The organism is uncultured Mucilaginibacter sp., from assembly GCF_903893715.1.
Classification (GTDB): Bacteria; Bacteroidota; Bacteroidia; order Sphingobacteriales; family Sphingobacteriaceae; genus Mucilaginibacter.
In genome coordinates this window covers 89,564-104,381 of sequence record NZ_CAITNG010000112.1, presented here as the reverse complement: position 1 = coordinate 104,381, position 14,818 = coordinate 89,564, and the positions used below count along the sequence as shown (strand labels likewise).

Annotated in this window: 14 protein-coding genes; 6 read left to right on the top strand and 8 right to left on the bottom strand. The window is 44.6% G+C overall.

The features are described 5' to 3' along the window. Window positions 1-86 precede the first annotated feature (86 nt). Entirely contained in the window at window positions 87-698 is a 612-nt protein-coding gene (locus tag QZX97_RS12885; RefSeq protein WP_295650204.1) for a hypothetical protein, read from the top strand. Window positions 699-733: 35 nt separating this feature from the next. On the opposite strand, the gene purE is transcribed toward QZX97_RS12885, so the two are convergent. From purE to QZX97_RS12870, 3 genes are read right to left on the bottom strand one after another with little or no spacing between them, the layout of a single operon-like run. Beyond that, complete coding sequence (gene purE / locus QZX97_RS12880) at window positions 734-1,219, bottom strand: 5-(carboxyamino)imidazole ribonucleotide mutase (RefSeq protein WP_295650207.1); 486 nt, start codon at window positions 1,217-1,219, stop codon at window positions 734-736. Between the two features lie 34 nt (window positions 1,220-1,253). Continuing rightward, the gene (locus QZX97_RS12875; protein ID WP_295650211.1) at window positions 1,254-1,616 is read right to left on the bottom strand and encodes a four helix bundle protein; all 363 of its coding nucleotides are present in this window, start codon (window positions 1,614-1,616) and stop codon (window positions 1,254-1,256) included. Between the two features lie 56 nt (window positions 1,617-1,672). After that, window positions 1,673-2,812: a 5-(carboxyamino)imidazole ribonucleotide synthase gene (locus QZX97_RS12870; protein WP_295650213.1), complete on the bottom strand. Its 1,140-nt coding sequence runs from the start codon at window positions 2,810-2,812 to the stop codon at window positions 1,673-1,675. A 140-nt stretch (window positions 2,813-2,952) separates the two neighbouring features. On the opposite strand from QZX97_RS12870, the gene QZX97_RS12865 reads away from it, so the two are divergent. The 3 genes from QZX97_RS12865 to QZX97_RS12855 all read left to right on the top strand — a co-directional run bounded on the left by QZX97_RS12865 (window position 2,953) and on the right by QZX97_RS12855 (window position 7,046). Continuing rightward, window positions 2,953-3,585: a hypothetical protein gene (locus QZX97_RS12865; RefSeq protein WP_295650216.1), complete on the top strand. Its 633-nt coding sequence runs from the start codon at window positions 2,953-2,955 to the stop codon at window positions 3,583-3,585. 168 nt (window positions 3,586-3,753) lie between these two features. Beyond that, on the top strand, window positions 3,754-5,733 hold the full coding sequence (locus tag QZX97_RS12860; RefSeq protein ID WP_295650218.1) for a DUF1800 domain-containing protein: 1,980 nt from the start codon (window positions 3,754-3,756) through the stop codon (window positions 5,731-5,733). A gap of 38 nt (window positions 5,734-5,771) precedes the next feature. Next, window positions 5,772-7,046: a DUF1501 domain-containing protein gene (locus QZX97_RS12855; RefSeq protein WP_295650220.1), complete on the top strand. Its 1,275-nt coding sequence runs from the start codon at window positions 5,772-5,774 to the stop codon at window positions 7,044-7,046. 413 nt (window positions 7,047-7,459) lie between these two features. On the opposite strand, the gene QZX97_RS12850 is transcribed toward QZX97_RS12855, so the two are convergent. The 4 genes from QZX97_RS12850 to QZX97_RS12835 all read right to left on the bottom strand — a co-directional run bounded on the left by QZX97_RS12850 (window position 7,460) and on the right by QZX97_RS12835 (window position 9,910). Next, window positions 7,460-7,837, bottom strand: coding sequence for a VOC family protein (locus tag QZX97_RS12850; RefSeq protein ID WP_295650222.1), 378 nt, complete (start codon window positions 7,835-7,837; stop codon window positions 7,460-7,462). Window positions 7,838-7,866: 29 nt separating this feature from the next. Next, window positions 7,867-8,409: a DUF4199 domain-containing protein gene (locus QZX97_RS12845; protein ID WP_295650224.1), complete on the bottom strand. Its 543-nt coding sequence runs from the start codon at window positions 8,407-8,409 to the stop codon at window positions 7,867-7,869. Window positions 8,410-8,520: 111 nt separating this feature from the next. After that, a complete protein-coding gene (locus QZX97_RS12840) occupies window positions 8,521-8,991 on the bottom strand; it encodes a LuxR C-terminal-related transcriptional regulator (protein ID WP_295650227.1) in 471 nt (156 codons plus the stop codon). A gap of 49 nt (window positions 8,992-9,040) precedes the next feature. Further along, on the bottom strand, window positions 9,041-9,910 hold the full coding sequence (locus QZX97_RS12835; RefSeq protein WP_295650230.1) for an AraC family transcriptional regulator: 870 nt from the start codon (window positions 9,908-9,910) through the stop codon (window positions 9,041-9,043). A gap of 145 nt (window positions 9,911-10,055) precedes the next feature. Between QZX97_RS12835 and ppsA the strand changes: the two genes are divergently transcribed. After that, window positions 10,056-12,551, top strand: coding sequence for a phosphoenolpyruvate synthase (gene ppsA / locus QZX97_RS12830; protein WP_295650232.1), 2,496 nt, complete (start codon window positions 10,056-10,058; stop codon window positions 12,549-12,551). A gap of 66 nt (window positions 12,552-12,617) precedes the next feature. Here the strand turns inward: ppsA and QZX97_RS12825 are convergent, their stop codons facing one another. Further along, window positions 12,618-13,100 carry a group II truncated hemoglobin gene (locus QZX97_RS12825; RefSeq protein WP_295650234.1) on the bottom strand — a complete coding sequence of 161 codons (483 nt, stop codon included), beginning with the start codon at window positions 13,098-13,100 and terminating at the stop codon, window positions 12,618-12,620. A gap of 233 nt (window positions 13,101-13,333) precedes the next feature. On the opposite strand from QZX97_RS12825, the gene guaB reads away from it, so the two are divergent. Next, window positions 13,334-14,803 (top strand): IMP dehydrogenase, encoded by a 1,470-nt coding sequence (guaB, locus tag QZX97_RS12820; RefSeq protein WP_295650237.1) that lies wholly within the window; start codon window positions 13,334-13,336, stop codon window positions 14,801-14,803. Window positions 14,804-14,818: the final 15 nt, after the last annotated feature.

Here is a 14,818-nt window from a genome sequence, read left to right as displayed (position 1 = left end):
TTTGATTTAAGCGGATGGGTGTGGTTACCTGTCCGCTTTTTTTGCTTAGAAATATTTAACTTTAGTTAAGTTTGTTTCAAGATTGAATGAAAAAAAGTTTTTTTACCGGTTTAGTGTTTTTCGTATTGATGATTGGTAGTTGTACGTCCAAAACCAACGATGATAAAGTCATTATAGGACAACCATTGGCTGGTACAGAGAAAGATGATGATTGGGGCAGGGATTTCAAATTTCACATTAGAAAAATCCTTAAATCAGATTCCTATATATCCTATCAGGTGGACACCTTATATCATGACAAAAAAATAGGATTACAGATAGATATACCAAAGAAAAACACGGCAAAAAATGGTTTAGGAGAGGGTATTGTATTAAAAACTTTAGGCCCAATTAGCGATACTTTTTTGATAGAACTATCAAAGGCATATGGCATTAAAGTAAGCTCGAACCAAAAGTTTGTGAAATCAATTAAAGTAAGTTTTGCCGACCTTAACAAGTTCGCTAAAACTGTATCCAGAGCACCAATTGAAAATCCGAGGGAGAAAACTTACAAACTTTTTTTTGAAGACGATAAAGAATCAGACGATGGGGAGGCCGAATTATTTATCGTTGTTTCTGAAAAAGATAATTCAATCGCGATAAATGAAAAAGATGAAGATTACCGACCATTAATCGTAAAATATCTTAGTCAAAAGTAATCTGACAATTTTTTTCCCCTTTAGGGGTTAGGAGCCTACATCTCCCTCGCACTCTCCTCAACCTTCAATTTTAGGTTCTCTTTAAAATCGATAAGGTTTTGAACGATGCTTTCATCCGCTGTCGATAATATCTGCGCGGCCAATATGCCGGCGTTCTTTGCTGCATTGAGCGCTACGGTAGCCACGGGTATGCCATTGGGCATTTGGAGTATGGACAATACCGAATCCCAGCCATCGATGGAGTTGCTCGATTTGATGGGTACACCGATAACCGGTAAATAAGTAAGCGAGGCCACCATGCCCGGCAAATGCGCCGCGCCGCCTGCACCTGCAATGATGACTTTCAGGCCACGCTCCGCAGCGGCACGGGCATAGGTAAACATACGGTCGGGTGTGCGGTGTGCCGATACCACGGTAATTTCGTATTCAACACCTAATTCCTTTAATACATCTGCAGCGTCCTGCATAACTGGCAAGTCCGATTTGCTGCCCATGATGATACCTACTTTTATTTTAGTCATTGTGTCATTGGTCATTAGTCATTGGTTGATTGGTTCATTTATTGCCGATAAATTTAATGTAGGCATTTAGTTTAAAATGAATTAGTTCGAGTTTAGTTATTAGATCGATGAACTGTTCCTCGGAAATTAACTTTCTTGCCTTAGATTTTATCAACCAACCTTTGGTTTCAATTAACGAGCCTCTGCTAAAATAGCAAAAGTTCTTATTTTCTTTATAGTGAAATCTGCCGAAGCCTTCAGCTATATTAGCTCCGATCGAGTCTGCCGACCTAACAATTTGTTTACCAACTGTGTCTTTTGCAAAATAATCCCATGTAATCACAAGCTCCCAAATTTCATTTGAAAACTGATCAGCAAGTTGGTAAACTTCCAAATCTTCAATGCGATTTATACTCATGAAATTTTTTTAAAAATATGACTAATGACCAATGACCAATGACTAATGACTAATGATCATGAAACAACTTTCAACGTTGCCTGCACAAACTTCGCCGTTTCAATCGCCTTTTCCCTATCTGCATCCACAATAGTAACGTGTCCCATTTTACGGAGCGGTTTGGTGAGCAACTTACCATATAAATGTACATAAACCCCGGCATGTTTCATTACTTCCTCCAAACCCTGGTATTGCGCGGGGCCTTCATAGCCGTCTTCGCCCAGCAGGTTTACCATAATGGCGTGGTTCAGGTTTTTGGTATCGCCTAAGGGCTGGTTAAATATGGCACGTAGATGCTGCTCAAATTGCGATACGGTATTGCCCTCAATGGTTTGGTGGCCGCTGTTGTGCGGGCGCGGGGCAACCTCGTTCACTAAGATATTGCCTTGCTTGTCCAAAAACATTTCCACCGCTAACAGGCCAACTATTTTTAAGCTTTCCGCGATTTTTTTGGCAATAGCTTCCGCCCGCACCTGTATATCAAAGTGCAGGGTAGAGGGCGAAATCAAAAACTCCACCAAATTGGCTTTTGGGTTAAACTCCATTTCCACTACCGGGAAGGTGCTGATGTCGCCATCATCGTTGCGGGCAACTATAACGGCTATTTCCTTTTCAAAATCCACCCATTCCTCAATCAGGCTGGGTTCTTTAAACGCATTGTCCAAATAGCTTTCGTCAATCACTTTATAAACCCCTTTGCCATCATAACCATCGCGGCGCAGCTTTTGGATATAGGGGAAGGGGATGTGGCTTTCTCGTAATTCTTCCGGACTTGATATGACCTGGAAAGGGGCCGTTGGGATATCGTTTTCCTTAAAAAACTGCTTTTGCAGACCCTTATCCTGTATCAGGCGGATGATGCGGGACTGCGGGTACACCAAAACGCCTTCGCTTTCCAACTGGTCAAGTGCGTCAACATTCACCTTTTCTATTTCGATGGTGAGCATATCCACCGTTTTGCCAAACTTATAAACGGTTTCGTAATCGCCCAGCGACCCTACGGTAAACTCGTCGCATAATTTGCGGCATGGGGCCTCACGGTCGGGGTCCAATACCTTGATGTTCACATTGTAATTAATGGCCTGCTGAATGAGCATGCGGCCCAGTTGGCCGCCGCCTAATATGCCTAATTTAAGGTCTCCGTAAAACGCTTTCATTTGATGTTACAAGTTTAGCGCAAAATCTGCAAAAAGCATAAAGCATTTGCTTACCCTGATTTGTATTTTTTTTATCAAAATTCAAACCTTTTTAAAATATAATTGTCTAAACAACAATCCATTTCGCTACTTTTATACCCGTGGCACAGCAAAACCATATTATTGAAATACCGGCGCTATTGAACCATAGTATTAGCCGTCGACTGATTTTTGCAGTCGAAGGGCTTACTATTGAAAAATCTTTTGGTTTTAACGCGGTGAAGTTCATCCCGGCCGAAAACCTTGCCGCCATCAGGATGGGGGTGAACAACATCGGCATCACCTGGCTTAACGATAAATTCTTTTCTATCGGCAAGCAATATGTCATCGAGTTGAAATTGCATGATGACAGTATCGTAAAAATAAACCTGAATAGCCTGTACAACCTCAGGGTGCAAGATTACGACCTGGCTTGGGCCGATATGGTAAAACACTTGTACAGCTTTTATTTTTCGAGCCAGTTAAACTTGTATATCGAGTTGTTCCAGCTAAAACAAAGCTTCAACATAGCCGGGATAAACTTTTATCCTAATGGTATCAGCTGGGACAATCATATCATGCTCCGCTGGAACCAGGTATCGCTCAGCAATTACCAATCTTACTTTGTTATCCACCACCGCCAAAACGTACACATCAACAAAAGTTTTAACTTTTTGGACGTTTGGAACGCTCATATACTACAAGCCATGCTCAAATACGCCGTTGAGGATTACCAGCGCATGTTCAGTGAATAAAAAAGTCCGGGTTTTACTTTCTTTTTTTGAGAAAAAAGCAACCAAGCTATTGCCCATAACCTGTTGAGGATTAAATTTTTTACATTTTTTATATAAATTTAGACGGTTAATTAAACTAACGAGGCATTTTAACGTCTCATAATTAATTCCACACCTAAAGTATTGTTCATGAAAGCGCACTTTAAATTCTTATCAATAGTTTTAGCTGTTTTTGTATCTGGGATATTGTTGTCGTCGTTTTTAGCAGGTCCCCGCCTGGCATCAAAACCAACCACATTCCCTTATAAAAAAGCAGGACTGACCGAACGTCAGGCAGCAGCACACTTGCTCAACCGTTTCACTTTTGGAGAGAAGCCGGGAGAAATAGACGAGATGATGAGTATGGGCCTCGAAAATTGGTTTGAAAAACAATTGACGGCAAATGACCCGGATGACTCGTTAAAGACAATGTTGAGTAAGTTAGATGCCATTAATTTGACCAACGCGCAGGTTGAAGCCGAATATCCAAAGCCCGGCACGGTGTTAAGAATGGCTATAAAAGATGGCATCATTAGTAAGGATTCGGTAAAAGCCGACCAAAAACAATACCGCGACCAGTTATTGGCGTACATGCAAACCAAGGGCATGAAACCCCAGCAAGAGCTTTATCGCCAGTTTATCAATCAAAAAATATTAAGGGCTGCTTATAGCAATAACCAATTACAGGAAGTATTGACCAGCTTTTGGTTCAACCACTTTAACGTATCGGTCACCAAAAACGACTGTGCCTCATATATACCCGCATACGAACGCGATGTGATACGCCCCAATGTATTAGGCAAGTTCGACCAGTTACTGTTGGCCACGGCCAAATCGCCGGCCATGTTATACTATTTGGATAATTTCCAAAGTTCGGTACCTAATGCAGGAAATGGAAGGAATTTTCAGACAGCGCAGAATCCTAACCTAATGGCCAATCCGCAAGCTGCTAAATTTGTACAACAAGCACAACAGGCCCGCAAAAACCAAGGTATAAACGAGAATTACGCCCGCGAAGTAATGGAACTGCACACTTTAGGTGTTGATGGGGGCTATACCCAAAGCGACGTTACGCAAGCCGCGCGCGTACTCACCGGATGGGGCGTTTACCCGCTGGACGATAAAGGTGGCCTTGGCACGCTTGGTAAGAAAATAATAGGCGCTTATGGAGATAACAATTTAGCTAAAGCAGGTTTTGTACATGATGGGGATTTTCTCTTCAATATGAACAGACACGATAAAGCTACGGTAACTGTATTGGGTCATACTTTTGATGGTGCACAAGGCTACCAGGAAGGTGTAGACCTGCTCGAAATGTTGGCACATCACCCATCCACAGCTAAATTCATTACCAAAAAAATAGCCGTGCGTTTTGTAAGCGATACGCCGCCGCAAAGTTTATTGGATAAAATGGCTACATCTTTCACTGAGCACGACGGCGACATCAAACAGGTATTGATTACCATGGTGAGTTCGCCGGAGTTTTGGACAGCCGATGCTTTGCGCGAAAAGACCAAATCGCCGTTCGAGCTGGCCATCAGTTCGGTACGCGGCTTAAATGCCACCATCAGCGCGCCATTCCTGTTGAACGCGTGGATAACTAAAATGGGAGAAAAAATGTATTACTATCAGGCTCCGACAGGTTATCCTGATAAAGGCCAATATTGGATAAATACCGGCGCCCTGTTAAACCGTATGAACTTTGGTTTGGCATTAGCCTCGCAACGTATACCGGGTATAAAGTTTGATTTGGCGGCATTAAACAATCACCACGAACCCGAAAGCGCCCAAGCGGCACTGCTGACTTATGGTAAGATACTGATGCCGGAACGTAACCTGGACCAAACCATTGCACGCCTAACCCCCATGCTGAACGACCCTGACCTGCTCAAAAAAGTAGATGAGGCTGCCGGTAAAAACACACAGGCAGCACCGGCAGATATGAACGCCAACGACCCGATGAGCGATGCCGCGATGAACAAAGCAACCAAAGCGCGTGTGAACGGAAAAGGCGGACAAAATGCGCAAGCCCGTTTAGAATACGCTATGGAAGGTGCGCCCGGCAACAACACCATGCTATCGCAGGTGGTTGGGATATTGATTGGTTCGCCGGAGTACCAAAGGAGATAATTAACAGGAAGAATTACAACATTTATAAATATATTATCATGACATCGAGAAGAGGATTTTTAAAAGCAGGGGGACTGGCCTTATTCGGCATCAGTTTAATGGGCGGTATTCCATCGTTTATTGCCGAAGCGGCAGCCAGCGAAAAAAGGGTAGGTCCGTATAAAAAGAAAAAGATAATGGTTTGTATCTTTCAACGTGGTGCTATGGATGGCCTGATGGCGGTTACACCATTTACCGATACTTACCTGCAAGCCGCGAGGCCAACGCTGTTTATACCGGCCACTAAAGACGGCAACCGTAGCCCGCTAATCGATTTGGACGGTCGTTTTGGCCTGCACCCTTCAATGAGCGCTTTTGAGCCGCTCTTCCGTAGTAAACAACTGAGCATTGTTCATGGTATAGGATCGCCAAATAATACCCGTTCGCACTTTGATGCGCAGGATTATATGGAATCGGGCACACCATTCAATAAAGGCACTGCGAGTGGCTGGTTAAACCGCGCTGTAGGGCTTTTGGGCCACGATGCCGGTACCACCCCTTTCCAGGCAGTAAGTTTAACATCGGCTTTGCCACGTTCGTTTTATGGCGATAACCCGTCGGTAGCCATCAGCAACCTGCAGGATTTTGCCATCCAGATGCGCGGTAACCCAATGGGTGCCAACATGGCCGCAAAAAGCTTTGAAGATTTGTACGACCAAACATCATCCAATCTGTTAAAATCGACAGGCAAGGAAAGCTTTGATGCCATAAAAATGCTGCAAAAAGTTGATGTTAAAAACTACAAACCGGCAAACGGGGCGGTTTATCCAAACAGCGCCGTGGCAAACTCGTTAAAACAAATCGCCCAGCTCATAAAAATGGATGTAGGTTTGGAAGTTGCCTTTACCGAATCGGGCGGTTGGGATACACACTTTAACCAGGGATCGGATACCGGTATATTTGCACGTAACGTTGACGATTTGAGCAAGAGCATCGTGGCTTTCTGGACTGACCTTGGCCAATACCAGGACGATGTTACCCTGATGACCATGACCGAGTTTGGCCGTACCGTAAAACAAAACGGCACCGGCGGTACCGACCACGGCCGTGCAAGCTGTAACTTTATTTTAGGTAACGATGTGAACGGTGGTATCGTACATGGTAACGTAGCGCCTTTGGCTGTTGAGAATTTGGAAGATGGCCGCGACTTAGCGGTAACTACCGATTTCCGCGCTGTATTCAGCGAAGTTGCCGATAAACACCTGAAAATAAACAACGATAAAGTGCTGTTTCCTGAGTGGACTGGTAACCAAATCGGTGTGATGAGGGCATAACATCAATTCTATCATATATCTATGCAAAACCAAGGCCCCGATTTTCGGGGCCTTTTTGTTTTTGACTCACCCCGACTTCGTTACACTCGTCGACCCTCTCTTCGCTTCGCGCAAAGAGGGTAAAAAAACAAAAAATATTTTTTTCAAAACCCTCTTTCCGCCGCAGGCGAAGAGAGGGTGGTCGAGCGAAGCTACGACCGGGTGAGTCAATTATTGGCGTGAATCAGCATATCGGTCAGGCGTTTTCTCGGCCTGTCAGATCTTTAAAACCAAACAAGGTAATTGCAGCTAAAACAGCAATTGCGCTGAACAGGATAATGTTTTTAATTTTCATTATGACACTTATAATTGGTACGCAATATTATAAACATTAACTGATTAACGCAATTCGGTTAACAGAGCGGGTCAAACAATCATTTGGCGTCTTCCCAAAGCTCAATGCTGTTGCCTTCCGGGTCGAGGATGTGCACAAATTTGCCGTACTCATAAACAGCTATCTCATCAATAATGGTTACGCCGTCTTTTTTGAGCTGTTCTACCAAAGCTTCCAGATCTTCCACCCGGTAATTGATCATGAAATCTTTTTTCGAGGGCTCAAAATACTTGGTGTCGCTTTTAAAAGGGCTCCAAACGGTCGTTCCTTCCTTTTCAGGATTTTCAACTTCGCGCCATTTAAACATCGTACCCCAACTTTGAACCGGGAGGCCAAGGTTTTGCGCGTACCAATCTTTCATTTTTTGCGGGTCATCGCACTTAAAAAAGATGCCGCCAATACCTGTTACTTTTTTCATTTTATCTTATTTTAATAATTTTTACAATATCAAGCTGTTGCAACCTGTCCTTCGTCAGCTGCTTTCTTTTTTAATAACAGGGCAACTATGAGCGAGACGATCAAACCTGTTGGCACAATTTCAAGGTAAGTAAATAGTGTAAACCATATCGGGTTTTTGTATAAATCCTTCATCTGTGCAGCCTGCGCTACTTGCGCGCTGATATAGGCTGCAGATTTACCGCTTTGTTGCGCCTCTTTTATGATGTGCGCCGAATACTTATCCATAAAATCGGGGATGAAGAAGTTATAATCGATAGCCCAGGCCACAACATACATGGTGCACGCCACCAGCGAAATGAGCAAGCCCAATTGAAGCGCTTTGCCAAATGAGATAATACCGCCATTTTGCGTATCGCGATAGTTTTTGACGCCCACGTATACAAACGAAAGCGCCAATACCTGCGCGGTATAACCCACGAGCATACTGCCGTTATAATTACCGATCACATCGCATATTGCTACCGATGCAAGTGCAAAAGCTGATATGATTAAACCAGATATCAACCCATACTTAAATACGTTCTTTTTCATGTTCTTTGGTTTTTAATTTGGGTCAAAATTGTATGTTTAGTATTTCATTTCGGTCATACTTTAGGGTGAATTTAGCATTTAAAATGGTTTTCATACTTAAGTACTATGCCTTTAAGGGATAATACTTAGCCGCTTGGCTTTCTCCACCGCTTGTGTACGTCGCTCCACGTCCAGTTTGGCAAACACGTTTGACGAATGCGTTTTAATGGTATTGAGCGATACAAATAAACGTTCCGCTATCTCCTGATTGCTTAAACCTTCAGCCATTAACAGCAAAACGTCCAGTTCGCGTTTACTGATGCCTGTCTCATCCAACGCGGCTTCGTTTAAAACAAACGTACTATCGTTAACGCGCAATTCTTTTTCGACCGTTATAACAGTGGTTTTAGGCTTGCTGAGTTTAAGTGCCAGCCAAACACCCAGCCCGGTAAAAATAACAGCTATACAACCAGCGTACAGTTCTATGGTATGGTCTACAATAATAAACCGCCACTCCAGCCATTTCAATAAAAACAACAGTACTGCCAGCGCCACACCGTAAAGTATGGTTTGTTTATGTTTCGATATATAGCCAAAGGTCATTTGGTTTTAAAATTAACCTATTTTTTTAAAATGCCTAAGCGCAATTTTGTTATTGGAGCTGGTTGTGATTTTTACGATACTCCAGCGGCGACTGCCCAACAATGGCCTTAAAATGCCGGTTAAAGTTGGAGAAGTTTTTAAAACCGCTTTCCCAGCAAACAATGGCTACACTAAAATCGGTTTCCACCAATAGTTTGCAGGCCTGGTTAACACGTACCTCTAATAAAAACTCCGAGTAGCTCTTTTTTGTACGCTGGCGAAAATAGCGGCAGAAGGAGTGGGGCACCATATAGATAATTGCGGCTATTTCTTTTAGCGTGATTTCGCGGGTAAAGTTGTTGAGGGTATATTGGTAAATGCGGTTCAGGCGGTTCTCGTCGCTGCGGTTGATGCCCTTGGTTTTGAATTTAGCGATGGGGGTTTTATCGGCGCCTTCGGCAATAACGTTTAGTAACTGCATCAACAATATTATACGCCCGCTTTTACCGGCAGTGCCGATGTCGGCAATCAGTTTTTTTGCTTTTTCTTTGGTTTCGCCGGTAATGCTGATACCATACGCTGCAGCTTCGAGCAGGGTTTTGATATCCCGGTTTTCGGGGATGTTTAAAAACCCCGTCCCGAAAATGGCGGGCAAAAAATGTATGGAAACCGATTCTGCCTGTAATGCGGGGTTGTTTTTATAATATTTCTCATCATTTTTAAACAGGTGTGGCAGGCCCGGGCCAATCAGTATCAGGTCGTCTTTCTTAAAGGTATCTACGTTATCGCCAATAAAACGCGAGCCTGTACCGCGTATAATTAGGGTCAGTTCAATTTCGGAATGATAGTGCAACTGATTATAAAAATACGGGGCCACCTCGTGCTGTACGCTAAAGGAATATTCGCTGTCTGTGTCTACTTTATAAAGCTCTGCTTCCATAAGATATACTAAGATAACTGTTTTTAAACAAAAAAAACAAAATATAGGTTAAAATAGTATTAAAAGTAGTTAACTATCATTCAATCGATGCAAAAAAGCCACCCTACCTTTACACCGTAAACCAATTATCTGTAAAGCTTATATTATGAAAACCAATAAATTTATATTGAACCTGAACGAAGTCGGCATTAACGATATTGAAATAGTAGGCGGTAAAAACGCCTCGCTCGGCGAAATGCTGCAAAACCTGACCAACCTGGGCATCCGTATACCGGGCGGTTATGTTATCACCGTAGCGGCATACAAAGAGTTTATCGCCTATAATTTTTTGGAAGACCAGATCAAGTCCATTATCCGCTCATCCAACCTGGATAACCTGGACGAACTGCGGCTGTGCGGGCAAAAAGTGCGCCGCATGGTGGCCGCCGGTGTTTTCCCACAAAGTATTGTGGAAGACATCACAAACGCCTATACCCAATTATCGTTGACTTATAAGCGAGATAACGTAGATGTTGCCGTGCGCTCATCGGCAACGGCAGAAGACCTGCCCGATGCTTCTTTTGCCGGTCAGCAGGAAACCTTTTTGAACATTAGTGGTATTGACGGCTTACTGGAGGCGGTACGCAACTGCTTTGCCTCGTTGTTTACGGACCGCGCCATCAGCTATCGCGAAAGCTTTAAATACGACCACTTTGATATCGGCCTTTCGGTTTGCGTACAAAAAATGGTACGTTCGGACCTGGCCGCTTCGGGTGTGGCGTTCTCACTATGTACCGAAAGTGGTTTTAAAGACGCTGTTATCATCAATGGCTCTTACGGCCTGGGCGAACTCATCGTGCAAGGTTCCGTATCGCCGGATGAATTTATCGTGTTCAAACCAACTTTAAAACAAGGCTTCGATTCCATTATCGAGCGTAAACTGGGTGTGAAGGATAAAATGATGGTGTACGGCAATACCATCACCGAAAGGGTGAAAATTGTAAATACCGACAAAGCACAATTCGACAGTTTTTGCATCAGCGATGAGCAGGTGTTGCAGTTAGCGCATTGGGTGGTGATGATTGAAAGTTATTATACCGGCATAAAAGGCCACTGGTGCCCAATGGATGTGGAATGGGCGTTAGACGGCGCCACCGGCGAACTGTTCATTGTACAGGCGCGCCCTGAGACCATTCATTCCCGCAAGGAATACAATACCGTGGTTGAATACACCATTGACGATGCCAAAAGGCATGATAAACTGATATTGAAGGGCATTGCCGTTGGCGATAAGATCGCTACCGGCAATGTGAACATATTGGTAGCGCAGGGCAAGGACGATATTAGCCATATCGATTTTAAAAAAGGCGATGTGCTGGTTACCGATATGACCGACCCGGATTGGGAGCCCATTATGAAACAGGCTTCGGCCATTATTACCAATAAAGGTGGCCGTACCTGCCACGCGGCAATAGTTGCCCGCGAACTGGGCGTGCCGGCTATAGTTGGCTGCGGTAACGCTACCGAAATGCTAAAACAAGGCAAGCTCATCACCGCATCGTGTGCCGAAGGGGACGCGGGTTTGATATATGATGGCGCGGTTACCTATAAAGAAACCGTTTACAAACTGGATGAACTGCCCAAAACCGATACGCCTTTGATGCTTAATGTCGCATCGCCGGCAATGGCATTTAATTTTTCGCATTTTCCGCAGGCGGGTGTAGGTTTGGCAAGGGAGGAGTTTATCATCAACAACTACATCAAGGTACACCCCATGGCTTTGCTGAAACACAAAGAATTGGGCGATGCCGACCTGACCGCGCAGATAAACGAACTGATTCGTGGTTATAAGGATGAGGAAGACTTCTTCGTGCAGAAACTGGCCTGCGGGGTATCAAAAATTGCTGCCGCGTTCTATCCCAATAAAGTGATCGTCCGCTTTAGCGATTTTAAGAGCAACGAGTACTTTAACATGCTGGGCGGCAAATACTTTGAGCCGATTGAAGAAAACCCGATGATTGGGTGGAGGGGCGCTTCGCGCTATTACTCGCCGCAATATAAAGAGGCCTTTGGTTTAGAGTGTAAAGCCATCAAACTTGTTCGCGAAAAGTTAGGTTTGAAGAACGTTACCGTGATGATACCTTTTTGCCGTACCGTAAAAGAGTTGCTGCAGGTGTATGAGGTAATGAACGAATACGGTCTGCACCGCGGCGAAGATGGCCTAGAAGTATTTTTGATGGCTGAACTGCCATCGAACGTGATCATGGCGGAACAATTTGCCAAACATATTGATGGATTCTCCATCGGCTCGAACGATTTGACCCAATTGGTTTTGGGTCTGGACAGGGATTCATCCTTGGTTGCTCATATTTACGATGAACGCAACGAAGCCGTAAAAGGCATGATCACGATGCTGCTCAATACAGCCAAGCGCGAAGGCGTAAAAGTAGGCATTTGCGGACAAGGCCCATCCGATTTCCCCGATTTTGCCCAGTTTTTGGTAGAGCAGGGCATCGGCAGTATATCGGTAACACCCGATTCCTTCTTTAAAACGGTACATGCCATCCACAAAGTGGAAGAAGAGATAAAAGAAAGTAAAGGTGCCACCATCGTACCGCTCACCAAACATTTGGATATGCCTATATTTAAAACGGCCCAATAAAATACTATTAACTGACCAATAGTAAACCGCTGCGCCATTGCTTGTAAAAGAGCGGTGGCGTTTTTTTTACTTTTCAGGAATATACGGCCCGCCCGGCTCGCCCCAGCCCCATTTTGGCATCGGGGTTTCGGGGTGCATGGGTATCTCGTCGACGTTGGAATTGATGATGGCCAAACGCGTGCCCCACTCAATATAGGCCATAAATGCCGAGCGGAACTCGGGGTCGTCGGGTAGTTGGATCTCATCTGCCGACTGCAGCAACAAAGCAATCCAACGCTGCCGTTCGGCCTCGTTGATGTGTTTTAAAAAATGCTTTTTCACCATTTTATAGTGGCTGCCGCCATCAGTGCTGCTGTAAGTTTCGGGGCCTTTAAAAACTTCGGCAATAAAATGTGCCACGCGCTTAGGGTGCTCCGGCGACATATCCCTGAACACAGGTTCCAGCAAGTCGTCCTTTAAAACTTTTTCGTAAAACAGGGCGGTCAGCTTTTCAAAGGTTTCCATGCCGCCGGCCCATTCGTAAAGGGTAGGTATGTTTGGCTTTTCCATAGGCTTTTTTGTGATAAAGACGTTTTAGGGGTATGATTACTTTAAATCAACTCAATTTTAATACGCAAACCAAGTTATCATTTTTAATTTATTCCCCATCTTCCCTGTCTGCCGACAGGCAGGCATCTTACATTTTCCTTCTTACATAAATTCGCACATTAACTCATTTGCACATCTGCACATTTAAATGTATCTTTGCCCCGCAAATAATAACCCCAAAAACATTATTTGCCATGCAATCCAATCCCAACAAATTTGTCAGTGAAGGTTTAACGTACGATGACGTATTGTTGCTCCCGGCGTACTCCGAAGTGTTGCCCCGCGAAGTAAACACAAGCAGTTATCTTACCCGTAATATCAGGCTAAACGTGCCCATTGTATCAGCCGCTATGGATACCGTTACCGAAGCGCAACTGGCCATAGCCATTGCACAGGCAGGCGGGATAGGCATGCTGCACAAAAACATGAGCATACAACGCCAGGCCGACGAGGTACGCAAAGTAAAACGCTCGGAAAGCGGGATGATACAGGACCCCGTTACCTTGTTGGAAACGGCAGTATTGGCCGATGCTTTTAAAATAATGAAGGAGTTTAGGATAGGCGGTATCCCGATTATTGATGCCGACCGCAAACTAAAGGGGATTATTACCAACCGCGACCTGCGTTTCCAAAAGGAAATGAGCCTGCCCGTTGCCGATGTGATGACCAAGGAAAACCTGGTTATCGCACCCGAAGGCACCACGCTGGTACAGGCCGAAGAAATATTGCAAAATTATAAAATCGAAAAACTACCTGTAGTAGATAAAGATGGCCGCCTGAGTGGTTTGATCACCTTTAAGGATATACAGAAATTCAAAAACTTTCCTGAAGCTTGTAAAGACGAGCATGGCCGCTTGCGTGTTGGCTCTGCGGTTGGTGTTACTGCTGATACATTGGAGCGTGTAGAAGCATTGGTAAAAGCCGGTGTGGATGTGATTGCGATAGATACGGCGCACGGGCACTCGAAAGGGGTTATTGATAAATTGAAAGAAGTAAAAGCCAAATTCCCTAATTTACAGGTAATAGTGGGCAACGTAGCCACAGGCGCGGGTGCTAAAGCCCTTGCCGATGCAGGTGCCGATGCCGTAAAAGTGGGTATTGGTCCGGGGTCTATTTGTACCACGCGTATCATCGCGGGTGTGGGTGTACCGCAATTATATGCTGTTTACGAATGCGCTAAAGCTTTGGAAGGCACCGGTGTACCGGTTATTGCCGATGGCGGTATCAAACACACCGGCGACATAGCGAAAGCGATAGGAGCAGGCGCGAGTTCCATTATGGCAGGTTCGTTGTTCGCGGGGGTGGAAGAATCGCCGGGCGAAACCATTATTTACGAAGGCCGTAAATTTAAATCGTACCGCGGTATGGGTTCTATAGAGGCGATGGAACAAGGCTCGAAAGACCGTTATTTCCAGGATGTGGAGGATGATATTAAGAAATTGGTACCCGAAGGTATTGTTGGCCGTGTACCCTTTAAAGGTACATTGGCAGAGGTAATGTATCAATATGTTGGAGGCCTGCGTGCCAGTATGGGCTATTGCGGTGCCAAAGATATACCTACCTTACAACAAGCGCAATTTGTACGCATTACCGCAGCCGGTATCCGCGAATCGCACCCGCACGATATTACGATAACGAAGGAAGCGCCGAATTATACCAGATGATGGAAGATGGAAAAT